The following is a 22,012-nucleotide window of genomic DNA, read 5'->3' on the forward strand; positions in this document are numbered from 1 at the left end:
CTGCATATTCGCAGGTCAAGGGCTGTTCCTTACCGTACGACGAGGTGCGGGCCCGGGCAGCGTCGCAGGGTTCTGCGAGGACGCGTGCCGACCGGCCTGCCGACTCTTCCGATGCATCGTCGGCCCGGCTCCAGGAGTCTCCACCCCCGGACCCGTCGCCGCGACGAGGACCAGCCTACGCACTGGCGTTCACCGGCCCCCGTGATGTCCGCCACTGCGCCGCCACTCCTTCAGCCGCCCACCGCAAGGAACGCCCGGTCGTTCTCACCCTGGACCGCCCGCCCCACGTCCGACGCGACACGGGCACCGTGCCGGTCCCCCTGTCAGGAGCGGGCGGGTCGTTGGCTAGGGCGAGGGGCTGATGGTGCCGTCCACCGCCATGTCGAACATGCCCTGTGTCTTGCCGTCGACCTTCTTGTGCTTCAGCCAGTGCTTGGACATGTTGTGCAGGTTCTGGTGCTGGCCCTCCCAGACGACCTGGTGCCCGGCACAGGCCATCTTCACCAGCAGCCGGTGTGGACCTGGAACTGCGTTGTACAGCGCGGGGACGGAGAAGTTGAACAGGGGATCCGCACTGGGCGGTGTCGTGTTGGCCGTCGTGTCGTACTCACCGTAGGAGATCAGCACCGGCACGCTCCCGCCGAGCACGCCGCCCTTCCCTGCGGCCTGGGTGTTCCAGCCCCACCACAGGGCGTTCCGGAAGCGGCTGAGGCCCAGCGGCTTTCCGGATGCCTGGATCGGTCCCCAGGTGCGGCCGATCGGGTCGATGTCCATCAGCGCCTGCCACACCACGTCGACGATGCCTGGTTCACGCTGGTCGTCACAGTGCACCTGGTCGTCCCACGAGTTGCCGAATCCGTCCTTCGTGAACACATGGGTGGGGAACCCCGGGACCGGCAGAGCGGCCGGCGGGTCCTTCCTGCCCAGGGGAGGGAACATGGGAGCGACCAGGAACAGACTCTCGACCTTGTCGGGATGTTCGATGGCGTACGGTCCCATCTGGAACGAGGCTGCGGACCACCCGATGAACGCGACCTTCGAGACGCCCGTCCGGTCCTTGATGTACTCGACCACGGTGTCCAGCTCGGCCCAGTCGCTCTGGGAGTTGCTCAGCTGGAACGGGTAGCTGGGCGTGCGCGGCCCCGAGAGCGGGGGCTTCATCAAGGTGGCGTGGAGAGACGGGTTGACGTTGCACGGATCCTCCATGCGAGGCCGTGTCGAGCCGCCCGACCCCTGGAGATCCATCATGAACACGTTGTAGCCGGCCTTGGCCAGCGTCTCGCCCCACCCGTAGGTGCTGTGCTGGAGATCGAAGCCGGCCAGTACAGGAACGCTCCTGCCATGCAGCATCAGAACGGCCTGCGGATTCGGCGTGGGACCGGAGGGCTGGTGCTCCCGCACGAAGAGATCGATCCACTGACCCTTCGACGCGTCGATGGTCGACTGGTGCTGGACGAGGTGGTTGATCGTTTTGACAGCCACGGCAACTCCATCCGTCGGGGGGTCAGGAGGAGAAGCGAAGCAGCGTTCGCGGCGGAACTGACAAGGATGGCAGGCGTATCACGCCGTCTGCGACGGCGTCGGCGTGATGCAGTCACCCCGTGCGCCCGGCAGCGTGTACCCGCTGCCCGCATCGGCTGCCCCGTGACTCATCCTCTTCTCTCCAACGATAGTCCTGGGTCATATGCCCCGCCCGTCCAAGATTCAAGGGTTCTGTACGCGCGAAGGCTGCCTCACATGACCGGCCCCGCCAGGGACCGATGGCGCTGCCGGCGCGGCCTTCTGGCCTGCGCTTGCCTGGGGCGACACGCCCTGACGTGGTGTCAGGAAGGGGAGGGCGAACGCCTACGCTGAGCGGATGGGTCAGGACGACAGCGAGGGGGCCGGCCGTCGGCCCCCCGCGGCCGGCGGCCCAGGGGTCGGTGCGGGCAACGACCCACGGACCACGGCCGATTGGCTCAACTGGCTCAAGGAGCGACTGTACGCAACGATCACCATGATCTCCGTGGTGATCGGCCTGACGGCCGCCGAGCACCCCACCCCCGCGGGGGCCGCGACGAGCGTGGCGGCCGCGGCGGGCGGTCTCTGGCTGGCGACCCTCGTCGCCGACGAGCAGGCCCACCGCACGGTGCACGGCCGGATTGCCACGGGTGCGGAGCTGCGCCGGATGCTGTGGGTCAGCAGCCCGCTGCTGCTGTCCGCGGTCGGCCCGCTCATCCTGATCGGCTCCGCGGCCCTGGACGTGATGGACCTGGAAGCCGCCCTCTTCGCCGCGGCCGGGGTCAACGTGGCCGGCCTCTTCGCCTGGGGCTGCTACGGCGGCGTACGGATGGGCAACAGCATCCGGGCTGCCGTCCTGGCCGGCGTGTTCGACGCGGTGATCGGGCTGGCCGTCGCCCTGGTGAAGGCCGCTGCCGGCCACTGACCGGCCGTGTGCGGGGACTTGCGCCCTCCTCGACCGCACCGAGGTTGCCCGCCCCGCTCGTCCTCCTCGCCGCCCCTGCCCACAGCGTTCAGTCTTCCTGAGGGTCCGATCCCGATCGCCGCCGGCGCCGGGAGTTTCACGGCGGCCTGCCGTGGGGTACGCAGGACGCGATCGCCTTCGAACACGGGATCCTCGCCTGCGCCGCGCGGCCGAAAAGCGGCGCCGGACCACTAAGCTACGGATTCGCACGAAAGGTCGGATGTCAACGCAGAAGCACCCGTCCAGAGGAGCCCGTCGGTGCATTCCTGGCTCTCCGAACGCCGTCGGGCGGGAGTGAGCACCCTCGTCGCGGTGTGCGTCGCCGTGGCTCTGGTGGTCGTGGCCGCGCTCGACGAGGACCTGCCGGCGTTCTCGGAGGCGGACGCGGGTGTGCTGGTGCTGTTCTCCTATCTGTTCACGTATCTCGTCCTGACGGTGCCCGCCTTCTCGACCGCCTCCGAGGCGCAGATCCGCGGCTGGGCCGAGCGCAGTGCCCGGGGCACGTTGTTGCAGCGGTACGTGCTCGGGACCGCGCCGGGCCCGGGTGTGTCGCTGTTCATCGCGACGGGCGCGCTGGTGGTGGCCGTCGTGTGGCGTCCCGGGCATCTCGGCTCGCGGTTCCCCGTGGAGCCCCGGGTGCTGACCGCGCTCGGCCTCGTCGCCATGGCCTGGATCTGCGTGTGCGTGTCCTTCGCGGTCACCTTCCAGGCCGACAACCTGCTGGAGAACGAGCGGGGGCTGGACTTCCCCGGCGACCGGTCCGCCGCCTGGGCCGACTACGTCTACTTCGCCCTGTCGGTCATGACGACGTTCGGCACCACGGACGTGTCGGTGACCTCCCGCGAGATGCGGCGGACCGTGACGGCCAACTCCGCCATCGCGTTCGTCTTCAACACCGTGACGGTGGCCAGCCTGGTGGGTGCCCTGGACACTGGTTGACCCGGGTCCGGACGGCCGTCCGGACCCGGGTCGCGCCGGTCATCCCGCCGCGGTGGGCCTGCGCGAGGCCGCCATCGCGTCCTTCACGTCGGCCAGCGGCCGCAGCCGGTAGGTGTAGGAGTAGTCGCGGTTCGGGAACAGCTTGTACTGGTCGTGGGTGTGGGCACCCCAGCTGTTGTCGCCGCCCAGGCCCATCTGCCGGTGGTTCACGCGCAGGACGACCTCGTCGCGCGGGGTCAGCTGGTACTCGTGGCGCACGCCGGACGACAGGTCCTCCGGGGTGAAGTGCGAGGCGTTCACCTCCAGCAGGGGCTCGCCGGAGACGAGGAGGCCGCTGCCCGAGGCGTCGGTGAGGGCGATCCAGCGGACGTCGGTCTTGTTGCCGTTCTCCTGGGGCCGGATGTACGGGGTCCACTGCTCGGCGACCGTGGCGGAGTACAGGCCCACGTCGGTGCCGTCGTGGCGGTCGACGTAGTTCTCCTCGGGCCCGCGGCCGTAGTAGCGCAGCCGGTCCAGAGGTCCGGGCAGGTGCAGCAGCGTGCCGACCTCCGGGATGTACGGCAGGGACGCGGCACCCGGGTGCAGGGTGTTGTCGACCTTGATCTCGCCGTTGCCGAACACGGTGTAGGTGGTGGTGTACGTCGATGCGACGGTCGTCGGCAGGGTGCCGCCGACCTTGATCTCGACGGCCTTGTCACCCAGGGGGCGCGTGCTGACCTCCGTCACGGCCCGGTCGGTGCCCGCGTCGCGCCAGGTCTGGTTGCGGGTGTGCTGGCCGTTGCCGCGGTCGTTCTCGGTGGGTGCCCGCCAGAAGTTCGGCACCGGGCCGGAGGTGAGGAGCCGGGCGCCCCGGGCCTCGTACGAGGTGATGGTTCCGGTGCTCTTGTCGACCGTGACCGAGAAGTCCTTGCCCTTGACCGTGACGGCCTTGTCCCCGTCGGTGTGCCGCAGCGCGGGCACGCTCGTGAGGGGTGCGGGCGTCACGGCCGGGACGTCGGCGTCGAGGGGCAGTTGCTGCCCGGCCACCTCGAAGCCGGCCTTCGCCCAGGGGGTGGAGTCCTTGGTGAGGAAGGAGAGTTGAAGGAAGTACTCGGTGCCCGGGGCCGGGTCGTCCGGCAGCCGGACCGGCACCGTGATGTCCTTGCTGCTCAGCGGCGGGACGTCCAGCTGGCTCCGGCTCAGCTTTCCGCGCCGGATCACCTCGCCGTCGGCGACCAGCTCCCAGCAGCCGTCGAACTCGCGGAGGTTGGTGAACAGGTACTCGTTGGTCAGGGTGATCGCCGATCCGGCGGCCAGTGTGCCGCCCGACGCGGGGGCGGCGTGGACGGCCTGGTAGATCCGCTTGATCTCGGCCGCCTTGCCCGTGTGGCGGCGGTCGGCGGTGACGATGCCGTCCGCGTTGGACGTGCCGTCGTTGGGGTTGTCGCCCCAGTCGCCGCCGTAGGGGAAGAACGTCTTCTGACGGGGGCGCTTCTCGGTGAGGCCGACAGTGGCCGCGTCGAACCAGAACCGGACGCCGTCGTCGCCGGGGCCGCGGCTGTCGGAGCCGAGGTCGGCGGCGCTCAGCGCACGCGCGTACACACGGGCCCGGCGGATCGTGCCGCTGAACTCCCGGGTGGGGTTGTCGACATCGGTGGCCAGCGCGAGGGGCGCGGTGGTGGAGGCGGGCCGGCGGGTGGTGGTGCGGGTGGCCCTCACCGCGCCGTCGACGTGCAGGGTCAGCGTGCCGGCGTCCGCGTCGAAGACACCGGCGACGTGGTGCTCGCGGCCGGTCCAGTCGTCCGGGAGCGCCCAGTTCGCGGTGACCCACTGGCCGTCGCCGTGGATGAAGAACTCAAGGGTCCGGTCCGACTGCTTGAGCGCGTACTGGGTGTCGCCCTTGGCGATGATCGGCTGGTGGTAGCCGGTGTGGTGCGGGGTGAACCAGGCTTCCAGGGTGAACGAGCCGGTGAGGTCGAGGCGGGCGTCCCGGGGGAAGACGGTGGCGCCGGAGACGCCCTCGGCGCGGTCGAAGGTGCCGGCGGCGGTGAGCACCTCGCCGCGCAGTGCGCCGGGCCCGGACTCGGTGAGAAGCTTGCGCACCGGCACGGGCCAGGTCAGGGACTGGTCGACGAAGTCCCAGATCCAGCCGCCCTGCAGGACGTCGTAGCGCCGGACGATGTCCCAGTACTCCTTGAAGTTGCCGTTGGAGTTCCCCATCGCGTGCGCGTACTCGATCATCACGTACGGCCGGGTGTCGGCGGTGTCCTTCGCGCGCTGTTCGACGCGGGAGGGGCTGTCGTACATCTCGGAGCGGATGTCGCTGATCCCGGGCCGGTCGTCGCCCTCGTACTGGACGACACGGGTCGTGTCGTAGGACTTGATCCAGTCGTGCATGGCGACGAAGGTGCTGCCGCCGCCCGCCTCGTTGCCGAGCGACCAGATGACCACCGAGGCATGGTTCTTGTCGCGGTGGACCATGGCCTGGGCGCGGGCGACGCACGCCTTGGTCCATTCGGCGTGGTCGCCGGGGTACTCGCCGCGGATGCCGTGGGTCTCGAGGTTGGTCTCGTCGACGAGGTAGAGGCCGTACTCGTCCGCGAGTTCGTACCACAGCGGGTTGTTGGGGTAGTGCGAGGTGCGGACGGAGTTCATGTTCATCCGCTTGATGATCTCGATGTCCTTGACCATGTGGTCGCGGGTGAGCGCCATGCCGCTGTCGGGGTGCATCTCGTGCCGGTTGGCGCCGCGGAACGAGACGGGCTTGCCGTTGATGCGCATCAGGCCGTCCCTGAGCGCGAACTCGCGCAGGCCGACGCGGTGCGAGAGGGTCTCGATCACCCGGCCGGCCGGGTCGCGCAGCCGCAGCACGGCGGTGTACAGGTACGGGTGCTCGGCGGACCACAGCCGGGGCGCGGGCACCGCCCTGCTCGTCCGGACGGTCACGTCCTGACCGGCGGGCGCGGAGGCGAGGTCGACGGACTGCCGGAGCGGTCTGGGCCAGACGGCGTGACCGCCGGCGTCGTACAACTGCGTCTCGACGGAGTAGCCGTCCTCACCCGGTCCCTCGTACGCGCGCACGCTCGCGGTCACGGCCAGCTCGGCTGTCGTGTACTCGTCGCCGAGCGGGGTGTCCAGCTTGAAGTCGCGCAGATGCACGGACGGCGTGGAGTAGAGGTGGACCGAGCGGAAGATGCCGCTCAGCCGGATCATGTCCTGGTCCTCCAGCCAGTCGCCGTCGGAGAAGCGGTACACCTCGACGGCGATCTGGTTGGTGCCGGGCCGCAGATGCTCGGTGATGTCGTACTCGGCGGGGGTGAAGGAGTCCTCGGCGTATCCGGCCAGCTCCCCGTTGATCCACACGTAGTGCGCGGACTTGACGCCCTCGAAGTGCAGGAAGGTCCGGCGTCCCGCCCAGCCGCGCGGCACGGTGAAGGTGCGCCGGTACTGCCCCACCGGGTTGAACCGGGTGGGCGCGGCGGGGGGCCGCGCCTCCTCGCCGAGGCCGTTGGGGCCCCACCAGGGGTAGGTGATGTTGACGAAGATCGGGCGGTCGTAGCCGTGCATCTGCCACACGGAGGGGACGGGGATGGTGTCCCAGTCGCTGTCGTCGACGTCGGTGCGGTGGAAGTCGGCGTCCCGGTCGTCGGGCCGGTCGGCGTAGGCGAACTTCCAGGTGCCGTCGAGGCTCAGCCGGTACGGCGAGCGGGTGCGGTCGGCCTCCAGGGCCTGTGCGACGTCGGCGTACGGCATGAGCGTGGTGTGCGGCGGCTCGGTGCCGATGCGGAAGAGGTCGATGTGGCCGTTCCACTCCGGGGTGCCGGCCGCCGCGGTCCCGTCGGCCGCGTGCACCGTCGCGGACGAACCGGAGACGGCGAGTGCGCCGAGCAGGGCGGCTCCTCCCTCCAGCAGACGGCGGCGACTGACCGGCACGCCCGGCGAGCGGGACGGGCCGGTGGGGGACGCGGGAGAGAGCGGCATCGACGGTGGCCTTCCTCGGGACGACAGTACGGCGCTGCACGGCTTGAGGGAGCGTCAGATCATGTGCGGTGCTGTTCGGAAACCCAACGCACACTAGGTTGAGAACACAGGGGAAGCAATGAGGCTGTCGAGGTTTGTGTGTTCCTGATGAGTACGGCCGACGACCTTGGCCGGTTCCGGCCCCCGGGTCGCCGGCCGTACGTCTCTTACGCCACCGTCTCGACCTCGGGCACGCCCCCGGACCGCTCCTCGAACTGCGTGCGGTAGAGCTCGGCGTAGCGCCCCGCCGCCGCCAGCAGCTCCTCGTGCGTGCCGCGTTCGACGATCCGGCCGGCCTCGACCACCAGGATCAGGTCCGCCGCCCGCACGGTCGACAGCCGGTGCGCGATCACGATCGCGGTCCTGCCCTCCAACGCCTCGGTGAGCGCCTCCTGGACGGCGGCCTCCGAGGTGTTGTCGAGGTGGGCGGTGGCCTCGTCGAGGATGACGACACGCTGGCGGGCCAGCAGCAGCCGGGCGATGGTCATGCGCTGGCGTTCGCCGCCGGAGAGCCGGTAGCCGCGCTCGCCGACCACGGTGTCGAGGCCGTCGGGCAGGGACGTCACGAGTTCGTCGAGGCGGGAGCGGCGCAGGGCGTCCCGGAGTTCGGTGTCGGACGCCGAGGGCCGGGCGAGCAGCAGGTTGGCGCGGACGGTGTCGTGGAAGAGGTGGCCGTCCTGGGTCACCATGCCGAGCGTGCCGCGCAGGGACTCGGCGCTCAGGTCACGGACGTCGACGCCACCGACGCGTACGGCACCCTCGTCGACGTCGTAGAGCCGCGGCAGGAGCTGGGCGACAGTGGACTTGCCGGCGCCGGACGAGCCGACGAGCGCGACGGTCTGCCCGGGTTCGGCGCGGAAGGAGATGCCGTGCAGGACCTCGGCGCCGCCGCGCGTGTCGAGGGTGGCCACCTCCTCCAGGGAGGCGAGGGAGACCTTGTCGGCGGCCGGGTAGCCGAAGCAGACGTTGTCGAACTCCACGGAGACCGGGCCCTCCGGGACCTGGCGCGCGTCCGGTTTCTCCTCGATCAGCGGCCTGAGGTCGAGCACCTCGAAGACGCGCTCGAAGCTGACGAGTGCGCTCATGACCTCGACGCGGGCGCCGGCGAGCGCGGTGAGCGGCGCGTACATACGGGTCAGCAGCAGCGCCAGCGCGACGACGTCGCCCGGCTCCAGGGTGCCGCGCAGGGCGAACCAGCCGCCGAGGCCGTAGACCAGGGCGAGGGCCAGGGCGGACACCAGGGTGAGGGCGGTGATGAACACCGACTGGGCGGTGGCCGTCCGCACGCCGATGTCCGCGACGCGCCGGGCTCTGTGCGCGAACTCCTCCGACTCCTGCCGCGGGCGCCCGAAGAGTTTGACGAGCGTGGCGCCGGGGGCGGAGAAGCGCTCGGTCATGCGGGTGCCCATCGCCGCGTTGAGCGTGGCCGCCTCCCGCTGCATTCCGGCCATCCGGTGCCCCATGCGCCGGGCCGGGATCACGAACACCGGGAGCAGGACGAGGGCGAGCAGGGTGATCTGCCAGGACAGGGTGAGCATGACGGCGAGGGTGAGCACCAGCGTGACGAGGTTGCTCACCACGCCGGACAGGGTGTTGCTGAAGGCGCGCTGGGCACCGATCACGTCGTTGTTGAGACGGGAGACGAGCGCCCCCGTACGCGTACGTGTGAAGAACGCGACCGGCATGCGCTGCACATGATCGAACACAGCCGTCCGCAGATCGAGGATGAGGCCCTCGCCGAGGGCCGCCGAAAGACGCCGCGCGAGGATCCCGAGTGCCGCCTCGGCGATCGCGATCAGGGCGATCAGCAGGGCGAGGCGGACGACGGTGCCCTCGTCGCCCCGCGTCACGATCGCGTCGACGATGTGTCCGGCCAGGACGGGGGTCGCGACCGCGAGCAGCGCGGTCATCACCCCCAGCACGACGAAGAACGCGATCCTGCGGCGGTGCGGGCGGGCGAAGGCGGCGATGCGGCGCAGCGTGGCGCGGGCGAACGGGCGGCGCTCCCGCTCCGCGTTCATGACGCTGTGCAGCTGCGTCCAGGCTGTGGTCTCCATGCTCATGGGAGCGAACGTAGGACCTCAAGCGGCGTTGAGGTCAATATCGGCGGCTTCGCGAAGATCGGTGTCCGTCCGCAGCCGGTCCGTAAGACGCCGTCTCCGCTTCCGCAACCCGCCGTTGTCGCGACGCGGAAAACCTCTCCCAGTGTGACCGCAGTACGACTCCCCGCGGGACGCCTGCTCCGGCGCCTCCCGATCCGCCAGATACTGGTCCTGCTCCCGCTCGCCCTCGTGATCCTGGTCGCGGTGCAGCACCGGGCCGTGCTCGCCGAGGGCATCGGCCACCTGGCGACGGCCAAGTGGCCCTGGCTCCTCGCCGCGGCCTGCGCCACCTGTCTGACGTGGGTGGCGGCGGCGGTGACCCGGCAGGGTGCCGTGGTCGACCGGCTGCCGAAGCTGCGGCTGCTCGTCACGCAGTTCGCGGCGGGCTCGGCCAACCATCTGCTGCCCACCGGGCTGGGCGCGAGCGCGGTCAACCTGCGCTTCATGACGGTGTGCGGGCTGCCGCTCGCCCGGTCCTCGGCCGCGCTGGCGCTGTATCTGCTGGCGGAGAGCGTGGCCCGGGTCGGTCTGCTGGCCGCGCTGCTCATCGCCTTCCCGCACGCGCTGCAGCTGGGGCCGCTGCTGCCCGAGGGGGCGTGGGGCCCGCTGCTGCTGGTCATCGGCGCGGCGGTCGTCGTGGTCGTCGCCCTCTTCGCCCTGGTGCGCAAGCTGCGCACCGCCGTGCTGACGTTCCTGCGCACCGCGCTGGGCGAGGCCCGCTCGGTGCACACCCGTCCCTCGCGCGCGCTGGCGCTGTGGGGCGGCTCGATCGCCTTCCCGGCGCTCCAGGCGGCCGGGCTGGTCCTGGTCGGGCTGGCGCTCGGCCTGGACGTGCCGCCCGCGCACGTGGCCCTGGCGTACCTCGCGGCGACCGTGGCCGTGGCCCTCGTGCCCACCCCCGGTGGCCTCGGCTCGGTCGAGGCAGCGCTGATAGTGGCGCTGGTCGCGGCCGGCGGCCCCGTCGCGGTGGCGACGGCGGTGGTGCTCGCGTACCGGATCATCACGGTGTGGCTGCCGCTGCTGCCGGGGGCGCTGACGCTGGGGGCGCTGGTGCGCTTCAAGGTCATCTGAGCGCCGGATCCGGCGGCGCGCTTCCGCTGGAAGGTCAAGTGACCGCTGAGTAACGTACGGGGTCCGACCCACCGAAGGGGCCCCGCCATGCCGGTCCGTATCGAGCGCCAGGGACACGTCACGACCGTCGTCCTCTCCCGTCCCGAGGTCCGCAACGCGGTCGACGGCCCCACGGCCGCCGAGCTCGCGGACGCCTTCCGGGAGTTCGAGGCGGACGACGGGGCGAGGGTGGCGGTGCTGTGGGGTGAGGGCGGCACCTTCTGCGCGGGCGCGGACCTGAAGGCGCTCGGCACCGAGCGGGGCAACCGGGTGGCCGAGGAGGGCGACGGCCCGATGGGACCGACGCGGCTGCGGCTGTCGAAGCCGGTCGTCGCGGCGATCGCCGGGCACGCGGTGGCGGGCGGCCTGGAACTCGCCCTGTGGTGCGATCTGCGGGTGGCGGAGGAGGACGCCGCGTTCGGGGTGTTCTGCCGCCGCTGGGGCGTGCCGCTGATCGACGGCGGCACGGTACGGCTGCCCCGGCTGATCGGCACGAGCCGCGCGCTGGACATGATCCTGACGGGGCGGCCGGTCGGCGCCCGCGAGGCCCACGACATGGGGCTCGCCAACCGTGTCGTGCCGGCGGGACGCGCCCGCGCCGAGGCGGAGGAACTGGCCGCCGTGATCGCCGGGTTCCCGCAGGCGTGCCTGCGCTCCGACCGTGCCTCCGTGCTCGAACAGGACGGGCTGGACGAGCCGGCCGCGATCCGCGGTGAACTGGCGCACGGCATGGGCGTGCTCGCCGAGAGCATGGAGGGCGCGGCGCGCTTCGCCTCCGGCGCGGGGCGGCACGGTTCGTTCACGGAGATGTGACGGCACACCGGGGGCGGCACCGCGAGGGCCGGCACCGGCGGGGATCGACACCGGCGGGGATCGAGACCGGCAGGGCGCGCACGGCGAGGATCGGCAACGGCAGGCCGCACACCGCGGTGTGCGACCCATGTGCCCGTCGGAGCGCGCACCGCGGTGTGCGACCCGTGTGCCGTCCCCGCGCACCAACCGGGCCCCGGCGTGCGGCCGTTCGGCCCTCCGCGAGGGCGGCCCTCCGGGGGAGAATGCCCGAAAGCGGTCGATGGGACCGTCCGGCCGACGCTCCCGGCACGAACACCTGTACCCGATACGGCAGGATGAGCCCTCGTGCCGGTCTCGGGGGACGGGGTGACCGGCGCGACGGAACATCGCGGAATCGAGCAGGTGACAACGTGACGAGACTTCACATCCGGCCGTCGGCGGAGGGATTCGCCGCAGCTCTTCTTCCCGGAGGTGACCGGTGAACCGAGCGCTCACCGTGGACGACCTGGTCATCGCCGGTATCGCGGTGGCCGCGGGCCTGCTCGCGGCGTTCCTGCTGCGGACGCTGATGCGCTGGCTGGGCAAGCACGCCGTCCGCACCCGCTGGAGCGGCGACGACCTCATCGTGGACGTGCTGCGGACCGTGGTGCCGTGGTCGGCCTTCCTCGGCGGCGCGGCGTCCGCGGGCGCGGCGCTGCCGCTGACCAGGACGGTCCAGCACAACGTCAATCAGACGCTGACGGTGCTGCTCATCTTCGTCGTGACGCTGGCGGCGGCCCGCGGGATCGCCGGGGTGATGCGGTCGGTCACGCAGTCCCGCCCCGGCGTCGCCGGTTCGGCCACGATCTTCGTGAACATCACCCGGATCCTGGTCCTGGCCATCGGCTTCCTGGTGGTGCTCCAGACGCTGGGCATCTCCATAGCGCCCCTGCTCACCGCCCTGGGCGTCGGTGGTCTGGCAGTGGCCCTGGCCCTTCAGGACACGCTCGCCAACCTGTTCGCGGGCATCCACATCCTCGCCTCCAAGACCGTCCAGCCCGGTGACTACATCCGGCTGAGCAGCGGCGAGGAGGGCTACGTCGAGGACATCAACTGGCGCCAGACGACCGTACGGGCGCTCTCCAACAACCTGATCGTCATCCCCAACGGGGAGCTCGCGAAGTCGAACATGACCAACTTCATGCGTCCCGAGCAGGAGTTGACGATCCTCGTCCAGGTCGGCGTCGCCTACGACAGCGACCTGGACCACGTCGAGCGCGTGACCAACGAGGTCATCGGCGAGGTGATGACCGAGGTCGAGGGCGCCCTCCCGGACCACGAGCCGATCATCCGCTTCCACACCTTCGGCGACTCCCGCATCGGCTTCACCGTCATCCTGGGCGTCGGCGAGTTCAGCGACCAGTACCGGATCAAGCACGAGTTCATCAAGCGCCTGCACCGGCGTTACCGCAGGGAGGGCATCAGCATTCCGGCACCCACCCGCACGGTCGCGATCCAGCAGGGCTCGGTGTCGATCCCGATCCCGCAGCAGCGCATCCCCGGAGAGGCGGACGAGGTGACCCCCGTCCGCCTCGACTGACCCGCGGGGCCGTTGCTACAGCGTGGCCGAGTTGTCGTGGGAGCGGCTGCGCCTGCGGCTGTGCGGCGCGGCGAGCGCCGGGTTCACCGGCGTGACCGTCCAGTCCGGGTGCCCCGGCATCCGCGGCGTCTTCGTGCCGTACAGCCAGTCCTGGAGGAATCCGGACAGATCCTGACCGGAGACCTCCGAGGCGACGGCGATGTAGTCGGCCGTCGACGCCGAGGAGTTGCGGTACCGGTCGAGGAAGGCGCGCTCGAGGGCGTTGAAGGCGCTCTCGCCGACGAGGTTGCGCAGCGCGTAGAGGACCAGCACGCCGCCCAGGTAGCGCTGCCCCTCGAACAGGTTCGCCTCGGTCGGCGCGGCGACCGGCCCCCAGTCGTGACGCCACTGGTCGCCCTGGGCGTAGGTGTTCTTCATCCGGGCTTCCATGGTGGTCAGGCCCAGGGAGTCCGGCCAGCCGCGCTCGTAGCGGTAGAGCAGCCCGTAGAAGTCGGCGTGGCCCTCGTTGATCCACAGGTCGGCCCAGGAGGCGGGGCTGACGCTGTTGCCGAAGTAGGAGTGGACCAGCTCGTGCATCATGTGCGAGCCGATCTTCGGCTCCGCCTGGAGCAGGTAGTTCGGCTTGTAGATGGTGAGGGTCTGGGTCTCCAGGCCGGTGAAGTCGAAGGCGTTCGGGGCGTCGGAGTTGCAGGGCAGGAGGCCGTACGTCTCGAAGGGGTAGGCCCCGAGCCGCGCCTCCAGCCACTCGACCAGGTTCGGCGTCAGCGCGAGTGCCGGTTCCAGGGCCTCGGCGCGCGCGACCGGGACGACGTCGCGCAGCGGGAGGCCGTGCGGGCCCTGCCGCTCCTTGATCACGTAGTCGCCGACCGTGATCTGCACCAGCTCGGTGGCCATGGGCTCACGGGAGCGGTACGTGTACGCGGTGCGGCCGCCGGAGAGGTTCTCGGTGCGTTCGAGCAGGCCGGTGGCCACGCCGCGCAGGCCGCCGGGGACAGTTATGCGGAACGTGAAGTCGGCCTTGTCGGAGGGGTGGTCGTTGCACGGGAAGACGGTGTGCGCCCAGTTCGGCTGGCAGGCGACCGCGAACCCGTCCAGCGTGTCGACCCAGCCGGTGCGCGGCTGCGGAAAACGGCGCGGGTCCGCCGTGTACTCGACGCACACGGTCACCCAGGACTTGTTCGGCAGCGTCCGTGCGGGCGTGATGCGCAGCTTCTGGTCCACCTGCTCGAACGTCGCCGTGCGGCCGCCGACGCGGACGGAGCGGATGTCGAGGCCGAGGGAGTCGAGCGAGAGGCGGGACAGCGCCTGGGTGGTGCGGATCCTCAGGGTCGCGGTGGCGTCGACCAGCCGGGTCGTGGCGTCGTAGGAGAAGTCGAGGTGGTAGGCCGACACGCGGTAGCCGTCATTGCCGAGGGCCGGGTAGACGCTGTCACCGAGGGTCTCGGGGCCCGGGGTGCCGGCGGTCCTGGCGGCCGACGTCCCCGTGCGCGTCGGTGCCGCGTGGGCGGAGGGAGCGGCGGCCAGGGCCGCCGCGGTGCCGATCAGGGCGGCCGCGGGGGCCGTCACTCTGCTGCGATATCTCATGGTCCGCTTTCGCTGGGGCGGCCGGGTGGTCAGGACCGGTCGCCGGATCGGTGATCTCCCTGGGACTGGTTGATCTCTCTACATGACTGCGCGATCACCGGATCCGGTTGCACGGAGGAGCTGCATCCGTTTGCGTGGATCCGAGATGCCGGCCGACATACCGCACCTGTGTGCGGACCCCTGTCGAGCTGAGGTCGATCACGAGATATCTTGATGTCGAGCAATGTTGCAGACGTGGAGCGGAGCACCCGGTGACTGACTCGACCATCATCTATACGCACACTGACGAGGCCCCGGCCCTGGCGACGTATTCCTTCCTGCCGGTGGTCCAGGCGTACGCCTCGCAGGCGGGTGTCACCGTGGAGACGCGTGACATCTCGCTGGCCGGCCGCATCATCGCGGTGTTCCCGGAGTACCTGACCGAGGACCAGCGCATCCCGGACGCCCTCGCCGAGCTCGGTGAGCTCGCGAAGACGCCGGCCGCCAACATCATCAAGCTGCCGAACATCTCGGCGTCGATCCCGCAGCTGAAGGCCGCCGTCGCCGAGCTCCAGGGCCAGGGCTACGCGCTGCCGAACTACCCGGACGACCCGAAGACCGACGAGGAGCGGGAGATCCAGGCCCGCTACGACAAGGTCAAGGGCTCCGCCGTGAACCCGGTCCTGCGTGAGGGCAACTCCGACCGCCGCGCCCCCGCCTCGGTCAAGAACTACGCCAAGACCCACCCGCACCGCATGGGCGCCTGGACCCCCGAGTCCAAGACCAACGTGGCGACGATGGGGCAGAACGACTTCCGCTCCACCGAGAAGTCCGTGGTGATCTCCGAGGCCGGCGCGCTGAGGATCGAGCACGTCGCCGCGGACGGCGCCACGACGGTGCTGCGCGAGTCCGTACCGGTCCTCGCCGGTGAGGTCGTCGACGCCTCCGTGATGCGCGTGGCCGCGCTGCGCGAGTTCCTGACCGCGCAGGTCGCCCGGGCCAAGGCCGAGGGCGTGCTGTTCTCCGTGCACCTCAAGGCCACGATGATGAAGGTCTCCGACCCGATCGTCTTCGGCCACGTCGTGCGCGCCTTCTTCCCGAAGACCTTCGAGCAGTACGGCGCGGCCCTCGCCGCCGCCGGGCTCTCCCCGAACGACGGCCTGGGCGGCATCCTCAAGGGCCTGGAGGCCCTGCCGAACGGCGCCGAGATCAAGGCGTCCTTCGAGGCGGAGATCGCCGAGGGCCCGGAGCTGGCCATGGTCGACTCCGACAAGGGCATCACCAACCTGCACGTGCCGTCCGACGTGATCGTCGACGCCTCGATGCCGGCCATGATCCGCACCTCCGGCCACATGTGGGGCCCGGACGGCCAGGAGGCCGACACCCTCGCGGTGCTGCCGGACTCCTCCTACGCGGGCGTCTACCAGGCCGTCCTGGACGACTGCCGCGCCCACGGCGCCTACGACCCGTCGACCATGGGCTCGGTCCCGAACGTCGGCCTCATGGCGCAGAAGGCCGAGGAGTACGGCTCCCACGACAAGACCTTCGAGATCAAGGCCGCCGGCACGGTCCGCCTGGTCGACCAGGCCGGCAACGTGGTCATCGAGCAGCCGGTCGCCGAGGGCGACATCTTCCGCGCCTGCCAGACCAAGGACGCGCCGATCAAGGACTGGGTGAAGCTGGCCGTCACGCGCGCCCGCGCCACCGGTGACCCGGCGGTGTTCTGGCTGGACGAGACCCGCGCGCACGACGCCAACCTGATCGCCAAGGTCAACGCCTACCTGCCGGAGCACGACACCGAGGGTCTGGACATCCGCGTCCTCGCCCCGGTCGACGCCACCAAGCTGTCGGTGGAGCGCATCCGCCGCGGCGAGAACACCATCTCGGTGACCGGCAACGTGCTGCGTGACTACCTGACCGACCTGTTCCCCATCCTGGAGCTGGGCACCAGCGCCAAGATGCTGTCGGTCGTCCCGCTGATGGCGGGCGGCGGCCTGTTCGAGACGGGTGCCGGCGGCTCCGCGCCGAAGCACGTCCAGCAGCTGGTCAAGGAGGACTACCTGCGCTGGGACTCCCTCGGTGAGTTCTTCGCGCTGGTGCCGTCCCTGGAGCAGTACGCGACCGCGACCGGCAACACCCGCGCGAAGGTCCTCGCGGACACCCTCGACCGCGCCACGGCGACCTTCCTCAACGAGGACAAGTCCCCGACCCGTCGTGTCGGCGGCATCGACAACCGCGGCAGCCACTTCTTCCTGTCCCTGTACTGGGCGCAGGAGCTGGCCAAGCAGACCGACGACGCCGAGCTGGCCAAGGCCTTCGCGCCGCTCGCCGAGACGCTCACGTCGAACGAGCAGAAGATCGTCGACGAGCTGAACGCCGTCCAGGGCAAGCCGGCCGAGATCGGCGGCTACTACCAGCCCGACCCGGCCAAGGCCGCCGCGGTCATGCGCCCGTCGGCCACCTGGAACGAGGCCCTCGCGTCGCTGAGCTGACGCGGCTGCCCCTGACAGGGAGTCCCGGCAGGCTTTCTTGAGCCAACCGCCGCCCCGGCCGAGCACCGCCCGGCCGGGGCGGAGCCATGTGCACGGGCTACCGGGGCGGCACGAGCCCCAGGCCGAGGAAGCGCGCGAGGTCCTCGATCTCACGGCCCACCGCGTCGGTCACGGCACGGTCGAACTCCTCGTCCTCGTGGATCGCGTCGACCCTCAGCACCCCGGCCTTGCGATCCGCCGTGGCGTCGAGCTTGCCCACCAGACGGTCGCCGTACAGGATCGGCAGCGCGAAGTACCCCCAGCGGCGTTTGACGGCCGGCTTGTACATCTCCAACTGGTAGTCGAAGCCGAAGAGTTCGTCGGTGCGTCTGCGGTCGTGGATCAGCCGGTCGAACGGCGACAGCAGAGCGGCCCGCCCGGCGAACGGCTGCCCCAGCTGAGCCGGGTCGACCCGCCACCTGCCCCGCACACCCTCGACGACGGCCGGCTCGCCCGCCTCCCCCACGTCGACCGGCTCCACCTGCCACTCCGGCCCTCGGGCCCGCGCGATGCCCAGGGCTCGCAACCGGCGCTCGTCCCGGATGCGCAGCGCCTCCGGCACGGGGATCGCCGGCGTGTCGGGGTAGACCCGCTCGGCCAGGTCCCAGAGCCGGTCACCGCCGCTTCGTCCCGCCACGGCGACCTCACCGCGCTGCACCATCAGCTCCAGCAGCTTGGTGACATTGCGGTTGTTGCTCCACCCGCTGGACCGCCACGGCAGCTCGCAGGTGTCCGGCAGTTCACGGGAGGGCAGCGGCCCTGCCGCGCCGAGCCGGTCGAGGATGTCCCGGCGGCAGGCGTCGTTGGCGGCGACCCACGTGCCGTGGTACTCGCGCCAGGACGTCGGTGTCCCTCGCTGCGGCCACTCGGCCATCTCGGCGCGGTAGAGCGTGAGATCCTCGGCGGGCCGGATCATCGCCCGCAGCTCCAGCAGCCTCCGGTCCCCCAGCGCGGCGGTCAGGTCGGCCGGTGCGTACCCCGACGCGCCGAGCCGGCTCCAGGCCACGAGGTCGGCGCTGGGCGCGACGGCGGCGGTGGGGTCGATCTGGAGCAGGGTCAGCCGCCGTACGACGTCCTGCAGCCCGTCCGGCCGGGCGGCGTCCAGCAGTTGGGCGCGCACGGCGATCCGGCGGGCGTCGGTCCGTGTCAGCTCGTGGACGGGCATCGGTGTCACCAGTCCCGCGTGGCGATCAGCTCTTCCACGTCGGCGTCGGCGTAGCCGTAGGCTCCGGCCACGAACCAGAAGTCCTCGGCCATCTCCTCGCGTGCCACGGTCTCGATCTCACTGCCGGCGGCCCAGAACTCGTCCTGCAGGGCGTTGAACTCGTCGGTGGCGGCGTGGGTGAGCCGGTATAGCTCGGCCAGGCCGGCGGGCCGCTCGGCCTCGATGCGCTCGCACAGCCGCAGCAGGATGCCCTTGCCCCGGTCCACCACCGCGTCGGGGTAGTAGGCGTCCCTGTACAGCCCCTTGAGGAACGGGTGCCCGATCACCTGCTCGTTGCTGATGTTCATGCTGTGATGGTGCACCACGCCACTGACAACGCCCCGGGAGCAGCCGTCATGACCTCCGCCGCGCCGTCCTTCGAGTTGCTGCCCGGCGATGACGACTCCCCCGTCATCCTGCATGTGCCGCACTCCGCGCGGGAGATTCCATCGGCGGTCCGGGCCGGGATCCTGCTGGACGATCACGCGCTGGAGCGGGAGTTGGATCACATCGTCGACGCGCACACCGCGGAGCTCGCCGAGGCGGTGGCCGGGGTGGCGAAGAGCAGGCCGTGGCGGTTCGTGAACCGGCTCTCCAGGCTGGTCGTCGACCCGGAGCGGTTCCCGGACGAGCGGGAGGAGATGCTAGCCGTGGGGATGGGGGCCGTGTACACGCGGACCACGCATCGCGCCGGGTTGCGGGCCGACGAATCGGACCCGGAGCCGCTCATCGAGCGGTACTTCCGGCCGTACGCGCGGGCCATGACGGACGCCGTGGCCGACCGGCTCGCCGCCACCGGCCGGGCCGTGATCATCGACGTGCACTCCTATCCGACCGCCCGGCTCCCCTACGAACTGCACGGCGAGGGACCGCGGCCCCCGGTGTGTCTGGGCACGGACACCTTCCACACCCCTGCCGGGCTGCTCGACGCCGCGCGGGAGGCGTTCGCCCCGTGCGGGGAGACCGGGCTGGACAGCCCCTTCAGCGGCACGTACGTCCCGCTGGAGTTCTACGGCACCGAGCCCCGGGTGCACGCCCTGATGATCGAGATCCGGCGGGACACGTACATGGCGGAGCCGGGCGGGCCGGCAGGTCCCGGACTCACCCGGCTCACGCGGGCGTTGGCGACGCTGGTGGACGCCGCGACACGCTGATCAGGCCCGCAGCCACTCCGTGACGACGACCTCCCCGCCGGTCCGCAGCCGCAGGGCGAACGGTCCGCTGGGCGGGGCGTCGCTGGCGAAGCGGCCCATGTCGTCGGCGTCGACCGGGGTGGCCGTCTGCGGGCCGCCGAGCACCTCGATCCGCGCCTGCTGCGGGGGCAGCACCTGCCCCATCAGCCCCTGCGCGGTGACCTCCACGTCGACGGTCACCTCGCCCGCCCGGAAGGTCAGCATCCGCGGCACGTCCGTCGCTCCCCTGACCGGAATGGCGTCCTCGACCGAGTCGAAGGTCAGCTCGGCGATCCGAGCGTCGAGGTCGTGCAGCGCGAACGCCTCGACGGCTAGCTGGCACAACTGGGCCGGTACCGGGTCCAGGATGCTCGCGGCCTGGCGGAGTTCCTCCTCCAGCAGCCCGATGTCGAAACCGTCGTCGCCCAGGGACCCGTCGCCCGTCACGTCGTCGTGCATGTCGTCGTTCACTGCGCCCCCCGCGCGTCGAGTCGGGCCCGCAGCCGGCGCAGACAGCGCTGCCGCAGCGGACCGATGCTGCCCACGGCGATGCCCAGTGCGGCGGACACCTCCTGGTAGCTGGGCGGCGGCGAGGCCATCAGCACACGCAGCAACTGGCGGCAGCGATCGCCCAGTTCCTCGAACTCCTGCCACATCCAGCGGATGCGTTCGGACTCCGCGGCGGCCTCCTCCGAGTCCAGCACCGACTGTTCGGGCGTACGGTCCTCGCTGACCCGGTCGAGCAGCTGGGGATCGTTCGTGACGGTCAGTCGCCTTAAGCTCTTGAGCACCTTCAGGCACTCGTGCCGCGCGGTGCTGGCGAGCCATGACCCGGCCTTCTCGGGTTCCCTGATGCGCCCCAGGTGCTGGGCGAAGCGGAACCAGACGGTCTGGTACACCTCATGGGCGTCGGCGTCATTGAGACGGTGCGCGCGCACGACCGACCACACCAGTGGGCTCAGCCCTTCAACGAGCGCCTTCCAGGCCGCCGCGTCGCCGTCGACGGCGGACTGGACCAACGCGCCGACATCTGCACGGTCCACAGCCCCACCCCTCGTGTACGGCAAGTCATCGTACGCCGCGGAGGGAATGGTTCCGACCCTCATGACCGAGGAGCCGGGGGCAGAACGGGCACAGGACGCCAGGTCCCGGGGCGCAGCGCCGCCACGTGCGCCCCCCGCACCTCCGCGTAACCGGAGTTCGCGGCGAGCATCTTGTACCGGGCGACCCTCGGGTCGCTCTCCTGCTGCGCGCCCATGTGGGCCGCGATGAGACCGGCGACCAGGGGGGTGGCGAACGAGGTGCCGCTCCAGTGCGCGAGCCCCTCGAACATCACCTGGTCCGGCTTGGTGGAGCCGCCCGTCTCGCTCAGCACACCGGTGTGGCGCGGGGACACACAGGTGCAGGCGTAGCCGAAGCCGTACCGGCAGGTGTCGTAGGTGGAGTGCTGGTAGGTGTACGGCACCGGTGCGTCGAAGCCGGTGAGGACGCTGGTGAGGCGCTCGCCGGGGGCGTACACCTTCACCCAGGGGCCGTGGTTGCTGAAGCAGGCGCCGAACTCTCCGTCGCCGCGCAGCGCGCCGACCGACAGGACGACATCCTGGTAGTCGGGCTGGTCGGCGTAGGCGGCGGGCCAGAAGGGCGTGGCGCTGCCGTTGTTGCCGGCCGCCGCGACGAGCAGCGTGCGCTGGTCGCGCAGCTCCCGCATGAAGGCCTCGATGCCGAGCAGGCCGTCGGTGCGGCCGTTGGAGGTGCCGGCGGAGAGGCTGAGGATGTCGGGCCAGCCGCCCGCGTCGACGGCTTCGAAGAGCTTCTCGCCGAACTCGGACTCCAGGATGGCGCCCGCGTCGTTCAGGGAGTTGCGCACGGTGATGCCGGTGTTGGGTGCGACGGCGGCGACGAGTCCGGCGATGAACGTGCCGTGGCCGACGTACTGCTGGAGGACTCCGTCGTCGTCGCACTCCTTGAGCTGGGCGTCGCCGTCGGTGTGGGCCAGCAGCGGGGAGGACCGGAAGTCGTGCATCAGGCCGGTGTCGACGACCAGGACGCCGATGGCGGTGTCCGCGTCGTAAGTGCCCTCGGCCGGCGCCGGGTTGAGTCCCTCGGTCCGCGCCACGGGACCGGGCTCGTCCCCGGGACAGGAGTTGACCGCGATCGACACCAGGTGGTTGCGGCTGACCAGCCGCCGGCCGGCCCGGCCCTCCGACTCCCGCAGGGCGCGCAGGGCGTGCGCGACGGGGCGGTCGCCCGCGCGGTCGCCCTCGCCCGGGTCGCCGACCTGGATGCGGGTGATGCCCGAGCGGTTGGTCTGCGGGCTCGCGCGGCGCACATGGTCCTGCACCAGGTCGGGCTCGGCGGTGAAGTGCGCGCGCACCGTGTCCTCGACGACGCGGGCGTCCTCGCCGTCACGGACCAGCACGTAACCCTTCTCGTAGATGAACTCCGCGGAGTCGTCCGGTCCCATCGCGAGGGGGACGTCGGGCATGGAGCGCTGGATCTGCTCGAACTGCTCGTGGAATCGCTGTGGTGCCATGGCGTGTCCTCCCGCTGGGGCGAC

Annotated in this window: 16 protein-coding genes; 7 read left to right on the top strand and 9 right to left on the bottom strand. The window is 71.0% G+C overall.

The genetic code is table 11. From position 1 onward, the window contains the following. Nucleotides 1–345 precede the first annotated feature (345 nt). Complete coding sequence (locus tag ACGFW6_RS05515) at nucleotides 346–1,482, bottom strand: alpha/beta fold hydrolase (protein WP_393504903.1); 1,137 nt, start codon at nucleotides 1,480–1,482, stop codon at nucleotides 346–348. 376 nt (nucleotides 1,483–1,858) lie between these two features. Here ACGFW6_RS05515 and ACGFW6_RS05520 point away from each other — a divergent pair, with 376 nt between their 5' ends. Together ACGFW6_RS05520 and ACGFW6_RS05525 are read left to right on the top strand one after the other, a co-directional pair. Beyond that, a complete protein-coding gene (locus ACGFW6_RS05520) occupies nucleotides 1,859–2,425 on the top strand; it encodes a hypothetical protein (RefSeq protein ID WP_393504905.1) in 567 nt (188 codons plus the stop codon). A gap of 297 nt (nucleotides 2,426–2,722) precedes the next feature. Continuing rightward, complete coding sequence (locus ACGFW6_RS05525) at nucleotides 2,723–3,403, top strand: DUF1345 domain-containing protein (protein WP_393504907.1); 681 nt, start codon at nucleotides 2,723–2,725, stop codon at nucleotides 3,401–3,403. A 39-nt stretch (nucleotides 3,404–3,442) separates the two neighbouring features. Here the strand turns inward: ACGFW6_RS05525 and ACGFW6_RS05530 are convergent, their stop codons facing one another. Next, a complete protein-coding gene (locus ACGFW6_RS05530) occupies nucleotides 3,443–7,363 on the bottom strand; it encodes a glycoside hydrolase family 2 TIM barrel-domain containing protein (protein ID WP_393504909.1) in 3,921 nt (1,306 codons plus the stop codon). Between the two features lie 206 nt (nucleotides 7,364–7,569). Continuing rightward, entirely contained in the window at nucleotides 7,570–9,459 is a 1,890-nt protein-coding gene (locus ACGFW6_RS05535) for an ABC transporter ATP-binding protein (RefSeq protein ID WP_393505109.1), read from the bottom strand. Nucleotides 9,460–9,609: 150 nt separating this feature from the next. Here ACGFW6_RS05535 and ACGFW6_RS05540 point away from each other — a divergent pair, with 150 nt between their 5' ends. From ACGFW6_RS05540 to ACGFW6_RS05550, 3 genes are all read left to right on the top strand, one after another. Next, nucleotides 9,610–10,575 (top strand): YbhN family protein, encoded by a 966-nt coding sequence (locus ACGFW6_RS05540; RefSeq protein WP_393504911.1) that lies wholly within the window; start codon nucleotides 9,610–9,612, stop codon nucleotides 10,573–10,575. An 87-nt stretch (nucleotides 10,576–10,662) separates the two neighbouring features. Next, complete coding sequence (locus ACGFW6_RS05545; protein ID WP_393504913.1) at nucleotides 10,663–11,427, top strand: crotonase/enoyl-CoA hydratase family protein; 765 nt, start codon at nucleotides 10,663–10,665, stop codon at nucleotides 11,425–11,427. A gap of 457 nt (nucleotides 11,428–11,884) precedes the next feature. Next, nucleotides 11,885–12,985 (top strand): mechanosensitive ion channel family protein, encoded by a 1,101-nt coding sequence (locus ACGFW6_RS05550; RefSeq protein ID WP_393504915.1) that lies wholly within the window; start codon nucleotides 11,885–11,887, stop codon nucleotides 12,983–12,985. Nucleotides 12,986–13,000: 15 nt separating this feature from the next. On the opposite strand, the gene ACGFW6_RS05555 is transcribed toward ACGFW6_RS05550, so the two are convergent. Then, entirely contained in the window at nucleotides 13,001–14,569 is a 1,569-nt protein-coding gene (locus ACGFW6_RS05555) for a M1 family metallopeptidase (protein ID WP_393504917.1), read from the bottom strand. Between the two features lie 251 nt (nucleotides 14,570–14,820). Here ACGFW6_RS05555 and ACGFW6_RS05560 point away from each other — a divergent pair, with 251 nt between their 5' ends. After that, nucleotides 14,821–17,040: an NADP-dependent isocitrate dehydrogenase gene (locus ACGFW6_RS05560; RefSeq protein WP_393504919.1), complete on the top strand. Its 2,220-nt coding sequence runs from the start codon at nucleotides 14,821–14,823 to the stop codon at nucleotides 17,038–17,040. Between the two features lie 97 nt (nucleotides 17,041–17,137). Here the strand turns inward: ACGFW6_RS05560 and ACGFW6_RS05565 are convergent, their stop codons facing one another. Further along, nucleotides 17,138–18,244, bottom strand: a complete 1,107-nt coding sequence (locus ACGFW6_RS05565; protein WP_393504921.1) for a DNA glycosylase AlkZ-like family protein — start codon at nucleotides 18,242–18,244, stop codon at nucleotides 17,138–17,140. A gap of 5 nt (nucleotides 18,245–18,249) precedes the next feature. After that, a complete protein-coding gene (locus tag ACGFW6_RS05570; protein WP_393504923.1) occupies nucleotides 18,250–18,591 on the bottom strand; it encodes a DUF5713 family protein in 342 nt (113 codons plus the stop codon). Between the two features lie 48 nt (nucleotides 18,592–18,639). Here ACGFW6_RS05570 and ACGFW6_RS05575 point away from each other — a divergent pair, with 48 nt between their 5' ends. Continuing rightward, nucleotides 18,640–19,437 carry an N-formylglutamate amidohydrolase gene (locus ACGFW6_RS05575; RefSeq protein WP_393504925.1) on the top strand — a complete coding sequence of 266 codons (798 nt, stop codon included), beginning with the start codon at nucleotides 18,640–18,642 and terminating at the stop codon, nucleotides 19,435–19,437. On the opposite strand, the gene ACGFW6_RS05580 is transcribed toward ACGFW6_RS05575, so the two are convergent. From ACGFW6_RS05580 to ACGFW6_RS05590, 3 genes are read right to left on the bottom strand one after another with little or no spacing between them, the layout of a single operon-like run. Next, entirely contained in the window at nucleotides 19,438–19,914 is a 477-nt protein-coding gene (locus tag ACGFW6_RS05580; protein ID WP_393505111.1) for a hypothetical protein, read from the bottom strand. A gap of 8 nt (nucleotides 19,915–19,922) precedes the next feature. Beyond that, a complete protein-coding gene (locus ACGFW6_RS05585) occupies nucleotides 19,923–20,498 on the bottom strand; it encodes an RNA polymerase sigma factor (RefSeq protein ID WP_393504927.1) in 576 nt (191 codons plus the stop codon). Between the two features lie 59 nt (nucleotides 20,499–20,557). Further along, nucleotides 20,558–21,988 carry a S8/S53 family peptidase gene (locus ACGFW6_RS05590; protein WP_393504929.1) on the bottom strand — a complete coding sequence of 477 codons (1,431 nt, stop codon included), beginning with the start codon at nucleotides 21,986–21,988 and terminating at the stop codon, nucleotides 20,558–20,560. Nucleotides 21,989–22,012 lie beyond the last annotated feature (24 nt).

The organism is Streptomyces sp. Y7 (assembly GCF_043195415.1).
GTDB lineage: Bacteria > Actinomycetota > Actinomycetes > Streptomycetales > Streptomycetaceae > Streptomyces.